Genomic DNA, 16,336 nt, shown 5'->3' on the forward strand with positions numbered 1-16,336 from the left:
CACATGCTTCTTCAAGGAACACATCGAATTGGTCGTATGGCCATGCTGTTGGCACTTGCGGATGAGAATGAAAGTCCCGTATTATCTATTCCGAAAGGTTGGAAATATTGTACTGGGAAAGTTGGTTCTATGAATTCGCAAAAAGTAGTAGCAGCAATGGAAACAGCGGCTAAGAGTAACCGAGTTATTGAAACAGATGTTTACAGAGAAACACATGCACTTTATCATGCAATTATGGAAGCTTTGTACGGAGTGACGAGAGGTCAAATTCAGTTAGCAGACGTTCTTCGTACAGTAGGACTTCGCTTTGCGATTGTGCGCGGTACACCATACGACGGAAAAAAAGAAGGCGAATGGGTTGCTGTTGCACTTTATGGAACGATTGGTGCACCTGTAAAAGGATCTGAGCATGAGGCGATTGGTTTAGGAATTAATCACATATGATTTGCCCATAGTCTATTAGTTAGAAGGGGGCCTTATTTTTTAGGACAGAAGTCTGTCTTAAAAAGATAAGGTCCCCTTTTGCCTTTATAAGGAGGAAAAAGAATGATTACGTTAACAGGACACACATTGACAGTTGAAGAAATGAAGAGGTTGTTACTTGAAGGTGAAGGTGTAACAGCTTGCCCAACTAGTATGCAAAAAGTGGCAGAGTGCCGCGAAGTTGTCGAGAAAATTGTAGAGGACGGAAAAGTCGTTTACGGTATTACAACTGGATTTGGAAAGTTTAGTGATGTACTTATTCAAAAAGATGATGTAAAAGCACTTCAACACAACTTAATTCAGTCACATGCGTGCGGAATAGGCGATCCATTCCCTGAAGAAGTATCACGCGGTATGTTGATTTTACGAGCTAATACGATGTTAAAAGGAGTATCGGGTGTTAGACCACTTGTTGTAAACATGCTTCTTGAGTTTGTAAATCGTAAAATTCATCCAGTCGTTCCGCAACAAGGATCACTAGGAGCGAGCGGTGATTTAGCACCTTTATCTCATCTTGCTCTCGTTTTATTAGGTGAAGGTGAAGTGTTCTACAAAGGAAAACGAGTTCATGCGATGGTTGCTCTTACAGAAGAAGGACTTGAACCTATTGAACTTGAAGCAAAAGAAGGTCTTGCGTTAATCAATGGTACGCAGGCAATGACAGCGCAAGGGGTTCTTTCTTATATAGAAGCTGAAGCAAGTGCTTATCAATCAGAATTAATTGCATCGATGACAATGGAAGGATTACGCGGCATTATTGATGCATTCGATGAAAATGTTCATAAAGCGCGTGGTTATAAAGAGCAAGTCGAAGTGGCAAGCAGAATTCGTGATATTCTTCATGATAGTAAACTTGTGACAAAACAAGGAGAACTTCGTGTACAAGATGCATATTCACTTCGTTGTATCCCGCAAGTTCACGGTGCTTCTTGGCAAGTTTTAAATTATGTGAAAGAAAAATTAGAAATTGAAATGAATGCAGCAACAGATAATCCACTTATTTTTGATGGCGGTGAAAAAGTAATCTCTGGTGGTAATTTCCACGGACAACCAATTGCATTTGCAATGGACTTCTTAAAAGTAGGGATGGCGGAGCTTGCAAATATTTCAGAGCGCCGTATTGAACGCCTAGTAAATCCGCAATTAAATGACTTACCACCATTTTTAAGTCCAGAACCAGGACTTCAATCAGGTGCCATGATTATGCAATATGCAGCGGCTTCACTCGTTTCAGAAAATAAAACGTTAGCTCATCCAGCGAGTGTAGATTCAATTCCGTCTTCAGCTAACCAAGAAGATCACGTAAGTATGGGAACAATAGCTTCACGTCATGCGCATCAAATTATTCAAAATGCAAGACGCGTTCTTGCAATTGAGATGATCTGTGCGATGCAAGCAGCAGAATATCGCGGAATTGAAAACATGAGTACAGTTACAAAAACGTTCTATCATCAAGGTCGTCAGCAAGTGCCATCTATTACAAATGACCGTATATTCTCAACGGATATTGAAAATATCGCGCATTGGTTAAAAACGAATTATTCAATAAAGGAAAGATTGGATGTAAATGCAGCACTATAAAACGAGAAAAGGGAGAGATTGAAATGGAAAAAGTACAACAAACAATTCGTGCGGCAAGAGGTACTGAGTTACAAACGAAAGGATGGGTTCAAGAAGCTGCACTTCGAATGTTAATGAACAATTTAGATCCTGAAGTAGCTGAAAAACCAGAAGAATTAGTTGTATATGGCGGAATTGGCCGTGCAGCTCGTAACTGGGAAAGCTACCATGCAATTGTTGATTCATTAAAAACGTTAGAAAACGATGAAACGTTACTTGTTCAATCAGGAAAACCAGTTGCAATTTTTAAATCACATGAAGATGCGCCTCGCGTTCTTTTAGCGAACTCAAACTTAGTACCGAAGTGGGCGAACTGGGATCACTTCCGTGAATTAGAGAAAAAAGGTCTTATGATGTACGGACAAATGACAGCAGGTAGCTGGATTTACATTGGGACACAAGGGATTTTACAAGGAACATATGAAACATTTGGTGAAGCGGCACGTCAACATTTCGATGGTTCATTAAAAGGTACAGTAACACTTACTGCTGGTTTAGGTGGTATGGGTGGTGCACAACCGCTTGCTGTAACGATGAACGGCGGTGTTGTAATTGCTATTGATGTAGATAAGCGTAGTATCGATCGTCGTATTGAAAAGAGATATTGTGATCTGTATACAGAGTCTTTAGAAGAAGCGTTAACTATTGCGAACGAGTATAAAGAGAAGAAAGAACCGATTTCAATTGGATTGCTAGGAAATGCGGCAGAGATTTTACCAGAGCTAGTGAAGCGTAATATTACGCCAGATTTAGTTACGGATCAAACATCTGCTCATGATCCATTAAACGGTTATATTCCAGTAGGTTACACAGTAGAAGAAGCAGCGAAGCTTCGTGAAGAAGATCCAGAACGTTACGTACAATTATCAAAAGAAAGTATGAAAAAACATGTAGAAGCAATGCTTGCAATGCAAGAAAAAGGCGCGATTACATTTGATTACGGAAATAACATTCGCCAAGTTGCTTTCGATGAAGGATTAAAAAATGCTTTCGATTTCCCGGGATTCGTTCCAGCATTTATCCGTCCATTATTCTGTGAAGGAAAAGGACCATTCCGCTGGGTAGCACTTTCCGGTGATCCAGAAGATATTTATAAAACAGACGAAGTTATTTTACGCGAGTTCGCGGATAATGAGCATTTATGTAATTGGATTCGTATGGCACGTCAGCAAGTTGAGTTCCAAGGTCTTCCATCACGTATTTGTTGGCTTGGTTATGGCGAGCGTGCGAAATTTGGCCGCATTATTAATGAAATGGTGGCTAATGGTGAATTATCAGCACCGATCGTTATCGGCCGTGACCATTTAGATTGTGGATCAGTAGCATCTCCAAACCGTGAAACAGAATCTATGAAAGACGGTAGTGATGCAGTAGCAGACTGGCCAATTTTAAATGCATTAATTAACAGTGTAAATGGTGCAAGCTGGGTGTCTGTTCATCACGGTGGTGGCGTTGGTATGGGTTATTCACTTCACGCTGGAATGGTTATCGTTGCAGATGGAACAGAAGCAGCGGCAAAACGTATTGAACGCGTATTAACTTCTGACCCTGGTATGGGTGTTGTTCGTCACGTTGATGCTGGCTATGACTTAGCGGTTCAAACTGCGAAAGAAAAAGGCGTTAACATCCCAATGATGAAATAAGGAGGAAGAAACATGCTGGACACTTTACTAATAAATATCGGTCAATTACTAACAATGGATCAAGAAGATGGCTTGTTAAGACAGGAAGCGATGAATACGCTTCCTGTTATTGAAAACGGTGCGGTTGGATTTGAAAATGGTGTAATTACTTTCGTTGGAACAGCGGAAGAAGCTAAAGGATTACAAGCGAAAGAGGTTATTGATTGCGGCGGGAAAATGGTGTCTCCTGGTCTTGTTGATCCGCATACTCATCTTGTATTTGGTGGATCTCGTGAAAATGAAGTCGCGCTAAAACTACAAGGAGTTCCGTACTTGGAAATTTTAGAACAAGGCGGAGGTATTCTTTCAACTGTAAATGCAACGAAACAAGCGTCGAAAGAAGAACTTGTTCAAAAAGCTAAATTCCATTTAGACCGTATGCTATCTTTCGGAGTTACAACTGTAGAAGCGAAGAGTGGTTACGGATTGGATGATGAGACAGAATGGAAACAATTAGAGGCAACTGCACAATTACAAAAAGAGCATCCAATTGATTTAGTTTCAACATTTTTAGGTGCTCATGCAGTTCCGAAAGAATATAAAGGAAGATCGAAAGAATTTTTACAATGGATGCTAGATCTATTACCAGAAATGAAAGAGAAGCAATTAGCTGAGTTCGTTGATATTTTCTGTGAAACAGGTGTGTTCTCTGTAGAAGAATCAAAAGAATTTTTATTAAAAGCGAAAGAGCTTGGCTTTGATGTGAAAATTCATGCAGATGAAATCGACCCTCTTGGTGGTGCGGAAGCAGCGGCTGAAATTGGTGCAGCATCAGCGGACCATTTAGTTGGCGCTTCTGATAAAGGAATTGAAATGCTTGCAAACTCTAATACAGTAGCGACTTTATTACCAGGAACAACTTTCTATTTAAATAAAGAAAGTTTCGCACGCGGCCGCAAAATGATTGATGAAGGTGTTGCAGTTGCTTTAGCTACAGACTTTAACCCAGGTAGCTGTCCAACTGAAAACATTCAGCTTATTATGAGCATTGCGATGCTGAAACTGAAAATGACACCAGAAGAAGTTTGGAATGCGGTAACAGTGAACTCATCTTATGCCATTAATCGAGGCGATGTAGCTGGGAAAATTAGAGTTGGTCGTAAGGCGGATTTAGTTTTATGGGATGCTTATAATTACGCTTACGTACCGTACCATTACGGCGTAAGTCATGTAAATACAGTATGGAAGAATGGGAATATCGCATATACAAGAGGTGAACAATCGTGGAGCACGGCCACTATTTAAAGAAAAATGCAAAGTTTATCGATCGGGAAGTGACGAAATGGAGCGAAATGATTAAAGATTGGGAGGAAGGCGTAGAAATATTCGGTGCTGCCTTAATTGGAGCACCCCTTTCTAAACCATCTATTAGTCATTCAGGAGCATGTTTTGCACCAAAAACAATTCGTTCAATGTTGGATGCATATAGCACGTACGCAATTACAGAAGAACACGATATGAAAGAAAGTGTTCTTCATGATTGTGGTGATATTACGATGCATGTGACAGATATAAAAGAGAGTCATAACCGAATTGCGAAAACAGTTGGTCACTTGACGAAAGTAAATCCGAAAATGATACCAATCGTTCTTGGTGGTGACCACTCGATTAGTTTTCCGAGTATAACTGGTTTTGCAAATAGTAAAGGGAAGGTCGGTATTATTCAATTTGATGCCCATCATGATTTACGTAATTTAGATGATGGTGGTCCATCAAATGGTACACCGTTCCGTAGTTTGCTAGAAAATGATGTGATTACAGGAAAACAACTCGTTCAAATTGGGATTCGTAATTTTTCAAATGCACGAGCGTACCATGAATATGCAAAAGAGCATGGCGTGACAGTGTATACAATGAAAGATGTAAGAGAGCGAAAAATAAAAGATCTTATTTCAGAAAGTATTGAAGTATTAAGAAAACAAGATGTGACTTCTATTTATATTTCTCTTGATATGGACGTACTAGACCAAGCGTTTGCGCCGGGCTGTCCAGCAATTGGCCCTGGTGGGATGGATAGTACAACTTTACTTGATGCAATTGAATTCCTTGGTAAAGAGCCACTCGTTCAAGGGATGGATATAGTAGAAATTGATCCAACTCTTGATTTTAGGGATATGACGAGTAGAGTAGCTGCGCAAGTGATTATGAGTTTTCTTTTAGCGCGAGAAACGATTAGTAAACAGATTAGTATATAAGCGAAGGATCGTGTGTGAAGTTTTGAAGCAACCGTTTTTGTCATTATATAAAAATACATCGCTACTTATATGTAGTGATGTATTTTTTTGTTTTACAAGGTATATAAAATTAGAGGAAATGGGTGCAGAAATGTAACAAAATCGCGGGTTTTTTAGTGTTTCTGTACAGCTTGAATTTTTATGTGTAAATAAATTGACATAGAAAATAATTTTGTGATATTATAAAAATTTTGCTAAAAAAATAAATGTATGTTAAGATTGAGAAGGTTACCATATATGGAGGTGGATTATTTGTTTCAAATTGGCGATAACATCGTTTATCCAATGCACGGAGCAGGTATAATTAAAGCCATAGAAGAAAAGGAAATCTCAGGAGAAAAAAGACAGTATTATGTTATAAAAATGTCGGCTAGTAATATGGAAGTAATGATTCCTATGGGGAAAATATTGAGTTCAAATATACGACCAGTTACAGATATAAAGGCACTAACAAACATAATAGATATTTTTCAGCATGGGGAATCAGATAGATTACTTACGTGGAAACAAAGGTATAAATTGAACACTGATAAAATAAAAACGGGTAAAATACAAGAAGGTGCTGAAGTTGTACGTGATTTATTACGTATGCAGAAAGAAAAAGCACTTAATGCAAGCGAAAAGAAAATGTTAGATAACGCACATGAATTTTTGATTAGTGAGCTGGGATTAATTGAAGGTATCACAGAAAATCAAATAAAAAGCTTTTGTTAAGATTCATTGTAGATAATGTATTACATCCCAAAAAAGATCTTGAATTTTTTGGGAATATAATTATAGAAAATCAATCATTTCAAAGACATTCAACTCTTTCAAACCACTTTTAGAGCATTAACCTCTTTTGTTATTACTACAATTTAATCCATTTTTATTTTTTAATTTCTTTTACGAATGTTCGAAGTTTAATTAAATAACTCGATAAAATAGTTACTTGATTTTTGCAATCCTGATTCACACTGGCACGGACGAGGAGCCGTAAGGATGAAAGAGAGGTAGGGCTTTCATTGTTTTAGGTATATAAGTTATTATTTTTAGAAGAATACTGAACCACTCCCACTTCTATTGTTAAGAGATTTTCCATATGTGAGGAGATAATAATTGTTTATTTTCTTTATTTAAAAGAGATAAACGAATTGTTAGCCTTATATGGTCAACTAAAAAAGGTTTCCTACTTAGGAAACCTTTTTAATTTTTGTTTTTATCATTCTATTTGTTTAATATTCGAATCTTTAATGGTAAAGACGTATAAATTGACGTTACTATCTAAAAGTAAGTATGATGCGATTATAGTTAGATTTTTTTAGGGGGAAGAAAAATGACAAGTTCAAATAATAAAGCGGCAAGTATTTATGAAGGAACAAATATAAACGCTTGGGGGTCTTTTGAAAATATTGAAGAAACGAAGTTATTTCATCCGATTCAAATTGGATCTTGGTCTCTTCGTAATCGCATAGCGATGGCACCGATGACGAGATGTTTTGCAAATAATGAGACTGGGGTAGTTGGTACTGATGTAGTAGAGTATTATCAAAAACGTGCTGCTGATGGGATTGGATTAATTATTACAGAAGGAATTGTCATTAGCCCGAGAGCAAAAGGGAATCCGGGAGTACCAGGTATTTATACACAAGCGCAAATTGATTCTTGGAAACCTGTTACAGAGGCAGTACATAAAGAAGGCGGAACGATTATTGCTCAAATATGGCATGTTGGACGTATGAGTCATCACGAAATAATTGGTGGTCAAATGCCGCAAGCACCTTCTGCTATTGCTGCGGAGGGGAATGTTCCGCGTTTTCGTAAACCATTTGATACACCAGAAGCAATGACAATAGAAGAAATAAAAGAAGTTATCGGTCAATATGCACAAGCAGCAAAGAATGCGATAGAAGCTGGATTTGATGGTGTAGAAATTCACGGTGCACACGGATATTTAATTGACCAATTTACTTATGAATTTGCGAATAAGCGTACTGATAAATACGGCGGTGACTTAAAACAAAGGTTAACGTTTATGAAAGAAGTTGTTCAGGCTGTAATTGAAGCAGTTGGAGCTGATAAAACGCTTCTTCGCTTCTCTGCCTTTAAAGGTGATAATCCTACTTATATGTGGGAACATCCTGAACTTGCAATTGAAACGTTTGTAAATATGTTTAAAGAAGTTGGATTAACGATGATTCACCCTTCAACGATGAATTATACGCAAGTTATTGCTGACGGCAAGAATTTTCATCAATTAGTAAGAAAGTATTGGGATAGTACTATCGTAGGAGTAGGTAATTTGAATCCGAAAGAGGCAGAAGAAGCACTGCAAGAAGGAACAATTGATGTAGCGGCGTTCGGAAGACCATTAATCGCTAATCCAGATTTTGTTCAGCGAATTAAAAATGCTGAAAGTTTGGTTGAATATGACGCGAAAGAGCATCTTGCTACGTTAGTGTGAATAAGGATAAAAAGAGAACACATGGAGTGTTCTCTTTTTATTATGGAATTTCATATATAGGGGGAAGCGGAATGAGTGAAGCGCTACTCATTATTATTAGTATATTGCTCTTTTTGATGCTACTTTTAATTGTCTTTTTTATCATTACATTTTTTATTAAAAAACGGACGCATCATTCTATATTAAAACTGCATCCATACTTAGGTAGAATGCGCTATTTACTCGAAAAAATAGGCCCGGAATTTCGGCAATATTGGTTTGATCATGATACTGACGGAAAGCCTTTTTCGCGCTACGATTTTCAAAGTGTTATGTTTCTAGCAAAATACCGTTCTGAAATACTTGGTTTTGGATCAAAACGAGATTTTGAGGAATCTGGCTATTATATTGCTAATACATTATTCCCCACATTAACAGATGAATTAAGTGTGAATCTCACGCAAGAACGTGAGGGGAAAAAATATATGATTCATAAAGAAGGGTTATTTTCAAGAAGAGAAAAATTGACAGCGGATACAACAAACCTTTGGTTGTATGAAGAAGAAGATGCAATTATAGTCGGCGAAAATCGTAAATATCCATGGAAACTGTATGGGATGTTTGGAGCGTCAGCGACATCTTACGGTGCGATTGGAGAAAATTATATTTTATCAGCTGGGTTTGGTGCAAAAATGGCAGGTGGTTCGTGGATTAATACTGGGGAAGGGGGCGTCATTCCAGAACATTTACATACGGGTGCAAATATCGTTGCCCAAATTGGTCCGGGATTATTTGGATACCGTGACGAGGACGGGAATTTTTCGATGAAGGAATTTATGGAGAAGGCGAAAGAAAGTAATATTAAAGCGTTTGAATTGAAATTTGGGCAAGGAGCAAAAATACGTGGTGGTCATTTAGAAGGACAGAAGGTAAATGAGAAAATCGCTTCCGTTCGGAAAGTACGAGAAGGAGAAACGATTAATTCGCCAAATCGTTTTTCATTTATTAGTAGTGCCGCAGAGGCTTTATATTTTATTCAAGATTTACAAGAAAACGGTGGTAAACCAGTGGGCATGAAAATTGTAATTGGTCAACAGAAGCCTTTGGAAGATTTATTAAAAGCAATGAAAGAATTAAACATCTATCCAGATTTTATTACAATCGACGGTTCAGAAGGTGGATCAGGGGCAACATATAAATCGATGGCAGATAGTATGGGGCTTCCGCTTATACCGGCATTACTTACATTTATTGATACAGCAAATCATTACGGTGTCAGGGATAAATTAAAGGTGTTTGCCTCCGGGAAATTAATCACGCCAGATAAAGTGGCGATTGCTTTAGCTATCGGTGCAGATGCCGTAAATTCAGCACGCGGATTTATGATGGCAAGCGGTTGTATTATGGCACTTCAATGTAATTCAGGGCAATGCCCATCTGGGGTTGCAACCACGAATCCACACTACCAAAAAGCATTAGATCCGTATGAGAAAAAATGGCGAGTAATGAACTATGTTATTAGTATGAGATATAGTTTGTTTTCATTAGCGGCAGCAGCGGGGGTAAAGAGCCCGCGTCATTTAACGAGAGAGCATATTGTGTTTAAAGATGAGATGGGGAGAGTAGTTCCACTTTCGGAATTGTTTCCTTCCGTAATTGGGAAGTAAATATGTAGCTGAACAAAAAATAATCAAAAAAGTCATACATTTGTATGGCTTTTTTGGTTATGGGAAAAGTAGAAATTTATTACATGAATGTTCCCGCTTTTCGGTTGGTCTTTTTCCAACAGATTATTTGATGGAGATGAGTTATCAGAATATTGTTTTTGATGAAAAAATGAAACGATATCCGGATTGACAATAAAAACTAATTAGACTATAATAAATCTCGAATTCAAGATATTTTTTGAAGGATAGTCAAAATCATAAAATCAATATTTAAAATATAATCATAAGAACTGTAGTTTTTTTGCGAATTATCTCGAATTCGAGATAATTTTTAAACTAAATGAAATGTGTTAGTTTTTTAGAGAGATACCTCAATTTTGAAAAAGATAGTATTGCGGATTGAACTTTATCATATGGACAAAATGAATAATGAATTTTAGCGAATAAACGTTTTTTGTAATGAAATAAAAAAAGGGGTGGAGAAAGTGGAAAAGAAAACGATAGGAATTCATCACATTACAGCAATCGTAGGTCACCCACAAGAAAATGTAGATTTTTATGCAGGTGTATTAGGATTGCGTTTAGTAAAACAAACAGTGAATTTTGATGATCCAGGTACGTATCATCTTTATTTTGGTAATACAGGAGGAAAGCCTGGAACAATTATTACGTTTTTCCCATGGGCAGGTGCTCGTCAAGGTATTATTGGGGACGGTCAAGTAGGCATTACGTCTTATGTCGTACCAAAAGGTACAATGGAGTTTTGGGAAAATAGATTAGAAAAATTCGACGTACCGTATACAAAAATGACTCGGTTTGGAGAACAGTATATAGAATTTGATGATCCACATGGTTTGCATATAGAATTAGTTGAAAGAGAAGAGGGCGAATTAAATAATTGGACTTTTGGGGAAGTTACGCCAGAAGTAGCAATTAAAGGATTTGGCGGTGCTGTTCTTTTATCTGCACAACCTCAAAAAACTGCTGAATTGTTAGAGCATGTTATGGGTCTTGAGAAAGTAGGAGAAGAGGGAGAGTTTATGCGGTTCCGTTCTTCTGCTGATATTGGAAATATTATCGATTTGAGATTATCAACAATTGGACGTGGGCAAATGGGTGTTGGTACAGTTCATCATATTGCTTGGAGAGCGAGTGATGATGCTGATCAATTAGACTGGAAAGAGCATGTGTCTCGCTTTGGATATGGTGTAACCCCTGTACAAGACCGAAACTATTTTAACGCAATTTATTTTAGAGAACACGGCGAAATCTTATTTGAAATTGCAACAGACCCTCCTGGTTTTGCCCATGACGAATCTTTAGAGACGATGGGTGAGGAGTTAAAATTACCGGACCGATACGAACAACATAGAAAACAAATTGAACAGACACTCTTACCATTTGAAGTGAGAAGTCTAGATTAAAGTGATTGAAAGGGGAAAAGGAATATGATGAAACATGTTTTTCAAAAAGGAAAAGATACATCAAAACCAGTATTGTTATTGCTTCATGGTACAGGAGGAAATGAATTAGATTTATTACCGCTTGCAGAAAGAATTGATCGGGAAGCTTCTGTATTAAGTGTTCGTGGAAATGTATTAGAAAATGGGATGCCTCGTTTCTTCCGCCGATTAGCAGAAGGTATTTTTGATGAAGAGGATCTTGTTTTCCGTACGAAGGAATTAAATGAATTTTTAAATGAAGCAGCAAAAACATATGAATTTGATAGAGATAATATCGTAGCTGTTGGGTATTCAAATGGAGCAAATATTGCGGCGAGCTTATTATTCCATTACGAAAATGCATTAAAAGGTGCAGTCCTTCATCACCCAATGGTGCCTAGAAGAGGAATAGAGTTACCTAATTTAGCAGAGAAATTCGTATTTATCGCTGCTGGAACAAATGATCCAATTTGTTCACCTTCTGAGTCAGAGGAATTGAAGATGCTATTAGAAAATGTAGATGCTAATGTAACAATGCATTGGGAAAATAGAGGACATCAATTAACGATGAATGAAGTAGAGAAGGCAACAGAATGGTATGAAAAAATATTTTCACATGCATAAATAGTAGACTAAATCGAGTGTAAAATCATAAAGATTTTATACTCGATTTTTTTGTTGCAATTTAAGGGGTTAAAAGAGAATAGGAAAGTTATGTTAAAATATAAAGAAAATGTAGAATAATGGAGGGGAACTATTAGATGTCAAACTACGAAAATGAAGAAATGCTAACGGGAGGGAATGTCTCAAACGTATATCGTTCGGAAGATACTGTTCGACGAGAATTAAAGCAAGGCAGTACCAAAATTCATAAGCTATTAAATCATTTGGAAAACAAAGGTTTTAGTTATGCACCAAAGTTTTTAGGTATTGATGATAAAGATAGAGAGATATTATCATTTATTGAAGGAGAAGCTGGTAATTACCCTTTAAAAGAGTACATGTGGTCTAATGAGGTTTTAAAAGAAATAGCGAAGATGCTCCGTCTTTATCATGATGCTGTGAGTGATTTCCCGTTATCAGATGATTGGAAACCGATGGATAATACTCCAAATACAATAGAGGTTGTATGCCACAATGATTTTGCAATATACAACATTATTTTTAATAACGAAAAACCAGTAGGTATTATTGATTTTGATGTTGCTGGTCCTGGACCCAGACTTTGGGACATAGCCTATACTCTTTACACTTGTGTCCCATTAAGTAGAGTTTATTATAAGGAAACAGGTGCGGCGGTTTATTATAATTCATTACAGCATGCAGACCGCATAAAACAAAGAGTTAAATTGTTTTTTGAGTCCTATAAAAGTGATGGCATCGCCGAGGATTATTTGGAGATGGTACTTCTACGATTAGAAGGATTATGTAAATACATGAAAAGAAAAGCACTAGAAGGCGATATGAACTTCCAAAAGATGATAGATGAAGGGCATCTTGAACATTATGAAAATGATATTCAGTTTATTCGTAAACATGGAAAAGAGTGGATTTAATAAAATAAATCGTATACAAAAATAAAGCTCAGAGTCATATAGGGACTTTGAGCTTTTTAACGTATTAGTGTAGATGTTTTCCACAATAACTCGACTACTTATAACAGATGTCTTTTACTATATTAATGTAGCATAGTTAAGAGTTTGTTACAGGCTGAGCTGTAGCAATCGGTAATTGGATATCGACAGTTGTTCCTATGTTTAATTCACTGGAAATGAATAATTTTCCGTGGTGCTCTTGAATGATTTTATAGCACATCATTAAGCCGAGGCCAGTTCCTTTTTCTTTCAAGCTATAAAAAGGTTCGCCAAGACGAGCCATGCGCTCTTCAGGAATCCCACAACCTTCATCCATAATGCGTATTGAAACAAAATCATTTTCTAACGAAGTTGTTTGAATGAATATGTTACCACCATCAGGCATCGCCTCGATTGCATTTTTTAATATGTTAATCAAAACTTGTTTTAATTGATTACTGTCACATTGGATGTCAGAAATATAATCGAAATGATCCATGATGATATGAACGCTATGCATAATTGCTGTTGGTAAAATAAAAGTTACAACTTCTTCAATTAATGTTTGTACGTTGCATGTATGAATAGATAACACTTGTGGTTTAGACATCGCCATAAATTGGCTTGTTATAGATTCCATTTGTGAAATTTCACTCAACATAACGTCCACATACCATTTATTTTCCTCATTTATTTCTGGATGTAATAACGTTAAAAATCCTTTTAATGAAGTGAGCGGGTTTCTAATTTCATGGGCAATTCCAGCTGTCAGTTGTCCTACTACTGCAAGTTTTTCGGATTTCCGTAATAACTTTTCAGTTTCTTTTAGTTCGGTAACGTCTCTTCCCATCACTATAAGACCTTTGCGTGAGCCATCAGGATGGAAGAGTGGGACTTTTGAAATGCTTAAAACTAGGTCGAAATCATTTCTATGTATAATAAATTCCTCTCCGTGAAGAATTTGTCCTTTTTGCCATGTTAGTTCATCGACTTCTTCACAATGCAAAAAAGATTCGCGGTATGCTTCGTTATATTGAATGAGTTCATTATCTCTTTTTCCATGATAAGGAACGTTATGGAAATTGAAACAAGAAAGCGCATAGTCATTCGCTTCAAGCCAGCGTCCTTCATGATCCTTAAAAATAACAAATGCAGGCATTGAATTCATTAATGTGCGTAATCGTTTCTCACTCTCTTGTAATACTTTCTCAATTCTTTCTGATTTTTCAAGGGGTTTCATAATGGCGTATACACCTGTTAAACGGTTTTTAACAAAAATAGGAACTAATTTTGTTACGACATCTAGTAAATATCCGTCTTTATGATAAATAGAGACGATATACTCTTTTTGATTGTCAGCTGCAGCATTTTTTATGTATTGTAGCACTTGATCAGAAATATGTGCTTCTAAAATAGAAGTGATTGTTTTTCGCTCTAATTCGTTAGAAGTATAACCTAATATTCTTTCCGCAGAGGGGTTAATATGTAAAATAACTCCTTCTAAATTCAATGAAATAATACTATCAGGGTTATGTTCAAAAAGAGATGCATACATTTCTGCTAAAGAACGATTTTGTATATGGTTTCGCAAGCGCTCCGATACGTTTGGGTGACGCTTTTTTTGAGTAGATGAATATTTTTTACGACTCATAATATTTCCTCCGTACAACTAGCATCTAAAAAAGATGAATCTAGTACTAACTATAATATAGGTGCAATGTGTATTTCTATAAAAAATGGAAATTATATAATAAATTTTCTTTTTTATTTTTAGTGGAAGGTAAAAAAGGGTAGTAATAAGAGAATCTTATATTGCTTTATTAATATTTTCTAAGTTACATGAATGTATTTTCGTTATAACATTAGAATAGAAGAGGGGGAAGGAATATGAAAAATTATATTCAAGGAATTGATCATGTACAAGTAGCGGCGCCAGTAGGATGTGAAGAAGAAGCACGAGAATTTTATGGTAATAAAATTGGTATGGAGGAAATCCCAAAGCCAGAGGAATTAAAGAAGCGTGGTGGGTGTTGGTTTAAGTGTGGAAATCAAGAGATTCATATCGGAGTTGAGCAAAATTTTAATCCAGCTAAAAAAGCGCATCCAGCTTTTTATGTTTTGAAAATTAATGAATTTAAACAAGGGTTAATAAAGCAAGGTATTGAAGTAATAGATGATCATGCGCGACCAGATGTAATCAGATTTTACGTGTCAGATCCGTTTGGAAATCGAATTGAATTTATGGAAAATAAAAACTAGGGGAAGGTCCACCTAGTTTTTTACACTTTTCTAAACAATCCTAATACTTCAACAGTCTCCGTAATATTAACGAATGCATGAGGATCAATTTCCGAAATCGTTAGTTTCATACTTGCTAATTCTTCACGTGAAACGACTGTCATAAGTACACGTTTTTTCTCGTTTGAATAAGCACCTTCACCATCAAGTAACGTAATTCCACGTACTACAGTTGAAAGAAGCTTTTTTTTCATTTCTTCTGCTTGATTTGTTACAATCATAAGTGTAACTTTACGATGTTTCGTATGAACGGCATCAATTACTTTACCAGTTACATAAATTGAAAGTAAGCTTGTAAGGGCAACATCCCAAGTGAAGAAAAATCCTGCAATGACAACAACAACAGTATTTAATGCAATAAGGAATCCACCAAGTTTAATATCTCGCTTACGAGATAACAACATACCGATAATATCAAATCCACCAGTTGAACCATGGCAGTTAAAGACAAGACCAATACCAGCTCCGGCGATGACACCGCCAAATACAGATGATAAAAGTGGATCTGTTGCTACGACTTTTACTGGAACATAGTATAATGCAACAGATAATACAATTACAGAAACAACCGTGTTAAAAATTACTTTTTTTCCAAGACCTATGTATCCTAAAATAAGGATAGGTAAGTTCAATACAAAGTTAATAATACCTGTGTTTACAGGGGTTACAATCCCTAAAATAATAGCAATTCCGCCAATTCCACTACTTAAAATTTTATGGGGGATAAGGAAAAGATTAAAGGCAATTGCGATAATAATAGAACCAAAAATAACACCAAGAAATCTGACCATCTCTTTCCCGTCCTTCACTAAATAATCATATTATTTCAAGATTATATATGAAATTGAAAGTTTTTGGGGAAAACAGTTTATTTTGGAAAATTAGATTAATCTAAATAGTTCGAGTGTTTAATA

Annotated in this window: 14 protein-coding genes; 12 read left to right on the forward strand and 2 right to left on the reverse strand. The window is 36.4% G+C overall.

The features are described from left to right. Positions 1-3 precede the first annotated feature (3 nt). The 11 genes from hutP (at position 4) to JFU18_RS24985 (ending at position 13,106) form a co-directional block, all read left to right on the forward strand. The gene (gene hutP, locus JFU18_RS24935; protein ID WP_000926519.1) at positions 4-444 is read left to right on the forward strand and encodes a histidine utilization transcription antiterminator HutP; all 441 of its coding nucleotides are present in this window, start codon (positions 4-6) and stop codon (positions 442-444) included. Positions 445-546: 102 nt separating this feature from the next. Further along, positions 547-2,064 (forward strand): histidine ammonia-lyase, encoded by a 1,518-nt coding sequence (gene hutH / locus JFU18_RS24940; RefSeq protein WP_002033511.1) that lies wholly within the window; start codon positions 547-549, stop codon positions 2,062-2,064. Positions 2,065-2,087: 23 nt separating this feature from the next. Next, positions 2,088-3,746, forward strand: a complete 1,659-nt coding sequence (hutU, locus tag JFU18_RS24945; protein WP_002087851.1) for a urocanate hydratase — start codon at positions 2,088-2,090, stop codon at positions 3,744-3,746. A 12-nt stretch (positions 3,747-3,758) separates the two neighbouring features. Then, entirely contained in the window at positions 3,759-5,030 is a 1,272-nt protein-coding gene (hutI, locus tag JFU18_RS24950; RefSeq protein ID WP_201034213.1) for an imidazolonepropionase, read from the forward strand. Then, positions 5,009-5,980 carry a formimidoylglutamase gene (gene hutG / locus JFU18_RS24955; protein WP_201034212.1) on the forward strand — a complete coding sequence of 324 codons (972 nt, stop codon included), beginning with the start codon at positions 5,009-5,011 and terminating at the stop codon, positions 5,978-5,980. The genes hutI and hutG overlap by 22 nt, the downstream gene beginning before the upstream one ends. A gap of 291 nt (positions 5,981-6,271) precedes the next feature. Next, positions 6,272-6,733 carry a CarD family transcriptional regulator gene (locus tag JFU18_RS24960; RefSeq protein WP_170935206.1) on the forward strand — a complete coding sequence of 154 codons (462 nt, stop codon included), beginning with the start codon at positions 6,272-6,274 and terminating at the stop codon, positions 6,731-6,733. A gap of 601 nt (positions 6,734-7,334) precedes the next feature. Beyond that, the gene (locus JFU18_RS24965) at positions 7,335-8,462 is read left to right on the forward strand and encodes an alkene reductase (RefSeq protein WP_002066589.1); all 1,128 of its coding nucleotides are present in this window, start codon (positions 7,335-7,337) and stop codon (positions 8,460-8,462) included. Between the two features lie 71 nt (positions 8,463-8,533). Next, entirely contained in the window at positions 8,534-10,108 is a 1,575-nt protein-coding gene (locus JFU18_RS24970; protein ID WP_002167824.1) for an FMN-binding glutamate synthase family protein, read from the forward strand. A gap of 485 nt (positions 10,109-10,593) precedes the next feature. Beyond that, complete coding sequence (locus JFU18_RS24975) at positions 10,594-11,532, forward strand: ring-cleaving dioxygenase (protein WP_201034211.1); 939 nt, start codon at positions 10,594-10,596, stop codon at positions 11,530-11,532. A 27-nt stretch (positions 11,533-11,559) separates the two neighbouring features. Then, a complete protein-coding gene (locus JFU18_RS24980; RefSeq protein WP_002087830.1) occupies positions 11,560-12,174 on the forward strand; it encodes an alpha/beta hydrolase in 615 nt (204 codons plus the stop codon). Between the two features lie 137 nt (positions 12,175-12,311). Next, positions 12,312-13,106 carry a phosphotransferase gene (locus JFU18_RS24985; protein ID WP_002142732.1) on the forward strand — a complete coding sequence of 265 codons (795 nt, stop codon included), beginning with the start codon at positions 12,312-12,314 and terminating at the stop codon, positions 13,104-13,106. Between the two features lie 136 nt (positions 13,107-13,242). Here JFU18_RS24985 and JFU18_RS24990 read toward each other — a convergent pair whose 3' ends face one another. Next, a complete protein-coding gene (locus JFU18_RS24990) occupies positions 13,243-14,775 on the reverse strand; it encodes a BA3702 family sensor histidine kinase (RefSeq protein ID WP_201050362.1) in 1,533 nt (510 codons plus the stop codon). Positions 14,776-15,011: 236 nt separating this feature from the next. On the opposite strand from JFU18_RS24990, the gene JFU18_RS24995 reads away from it, so the two are divergent. Next, on the forward strand, positions 15,012-15,383 hold the full coding sequence (locus JFU18_RS24995) for a VOC family protein (protein ID WP_002087825.1): 372 nt from the start codon (positions 15,012-15,014) through the stop codon (positions 15,381-15,383). 20 nt (positions 15,384-15,403) lie between these two features. Here JFU18_RS24995 and JFU18_RS25000 read toward each other — a convergent pair whose 3' ends face one another. Then, complete coding sequence (locus JFU18_RS25000; protein ID WP_000251329.1) at positions 15,404-16,213, reverse strand: YitT family protein; 810 nt, start codon at positions 16,211-16,213, stop codon at positions 15,404-15,406. Positions 16,214-16,336: the final 123 nt, after the last annotated feature.

The organism is Bacillus sp. TH22 (genome assembly GCF_016651015.1).
GTDB classification, from domain to species: domain Bacteria; phylum Bacillota; class Bacilli; order Bacillales; family Bacillaceae_G; genus Bacillus_A; species Bacillus_A mycoides.

Bases quoted from the DNA above. Each gene is read 5' to 3' on its own strand.
- JFU18_RS24970 (WP_002167824.1), top strand. From the start codon at position 8,534: ATGAGTGAAGCGCTACTCATTATTATTAGTATATTGCTCTTTTTGATG.
- hutH (WP_002033511.1), top strand. From the start codon at position 547: ATGATTACGTTAACAGGACACACATTGACAGTTGAAGAAATGAAGAGG.
- hutP (WP_000926519.1), top strand. From the start codon at position 4: ATGCTTCTTCAAGGAACACATCGAATTGGTCGTATGGCCATGCTGTTG.
- JFU18_RS24980 (WP_002087830.1), top strand. From the start codon at position 11,560: ATGAAACATGTTTTTCAAAAAGGAAAAGATACATCAAAACCAGTATTG.
- hutU (WP_002087851.1), top strand. From the start codon at position 2,088: ATGGAAAAAGTACAACAAACAATTCGTGCGGCAAGAGGTACTGAGTTA.
- JFU18_RS24965 (WP_002066589.1), top strand. From the start codon at position 7,335: ATGACAAGTTCAAATAATAAAGCGGCAAGTATTTATGAAGGAACAAAT.
- JFU18_RS24985 (WP_002142732.1), top strand. From the start codon at position 12,312: ATGTCAAACTACGAAAATGAAGAAATGCTAACGGGAGGGAATGTCTCA.
- hutI (WP_201034213.1), top strand. From the start codon at position 3,759: ATGCTGGACACTTTACTAATAAATATCGGTCAATTACTAACAATGGAT.
- JFU18_RS24995 (WP_002087825.1), top strand. From the start codon at position 15,012: ATGAAAAATTATATTCAAGGAATTGATCATGTACAAGTAGCGGCGCCA.
- JFU18_RS24990 (WP_201050362.1), bottom strand. From the start codon at position 14,775: ATGAGTCGTAAAAAATATTCATCTACTCAAAAAAAGCGTCACCCAAAC.
- JFU18_RS25000 (WP_000251329.1), bottom strand. From the start codon at position 16,213: ATGGTCAGATTTCTTGGTGTTATTTTTGGTTCTATTATTATCGCAATT.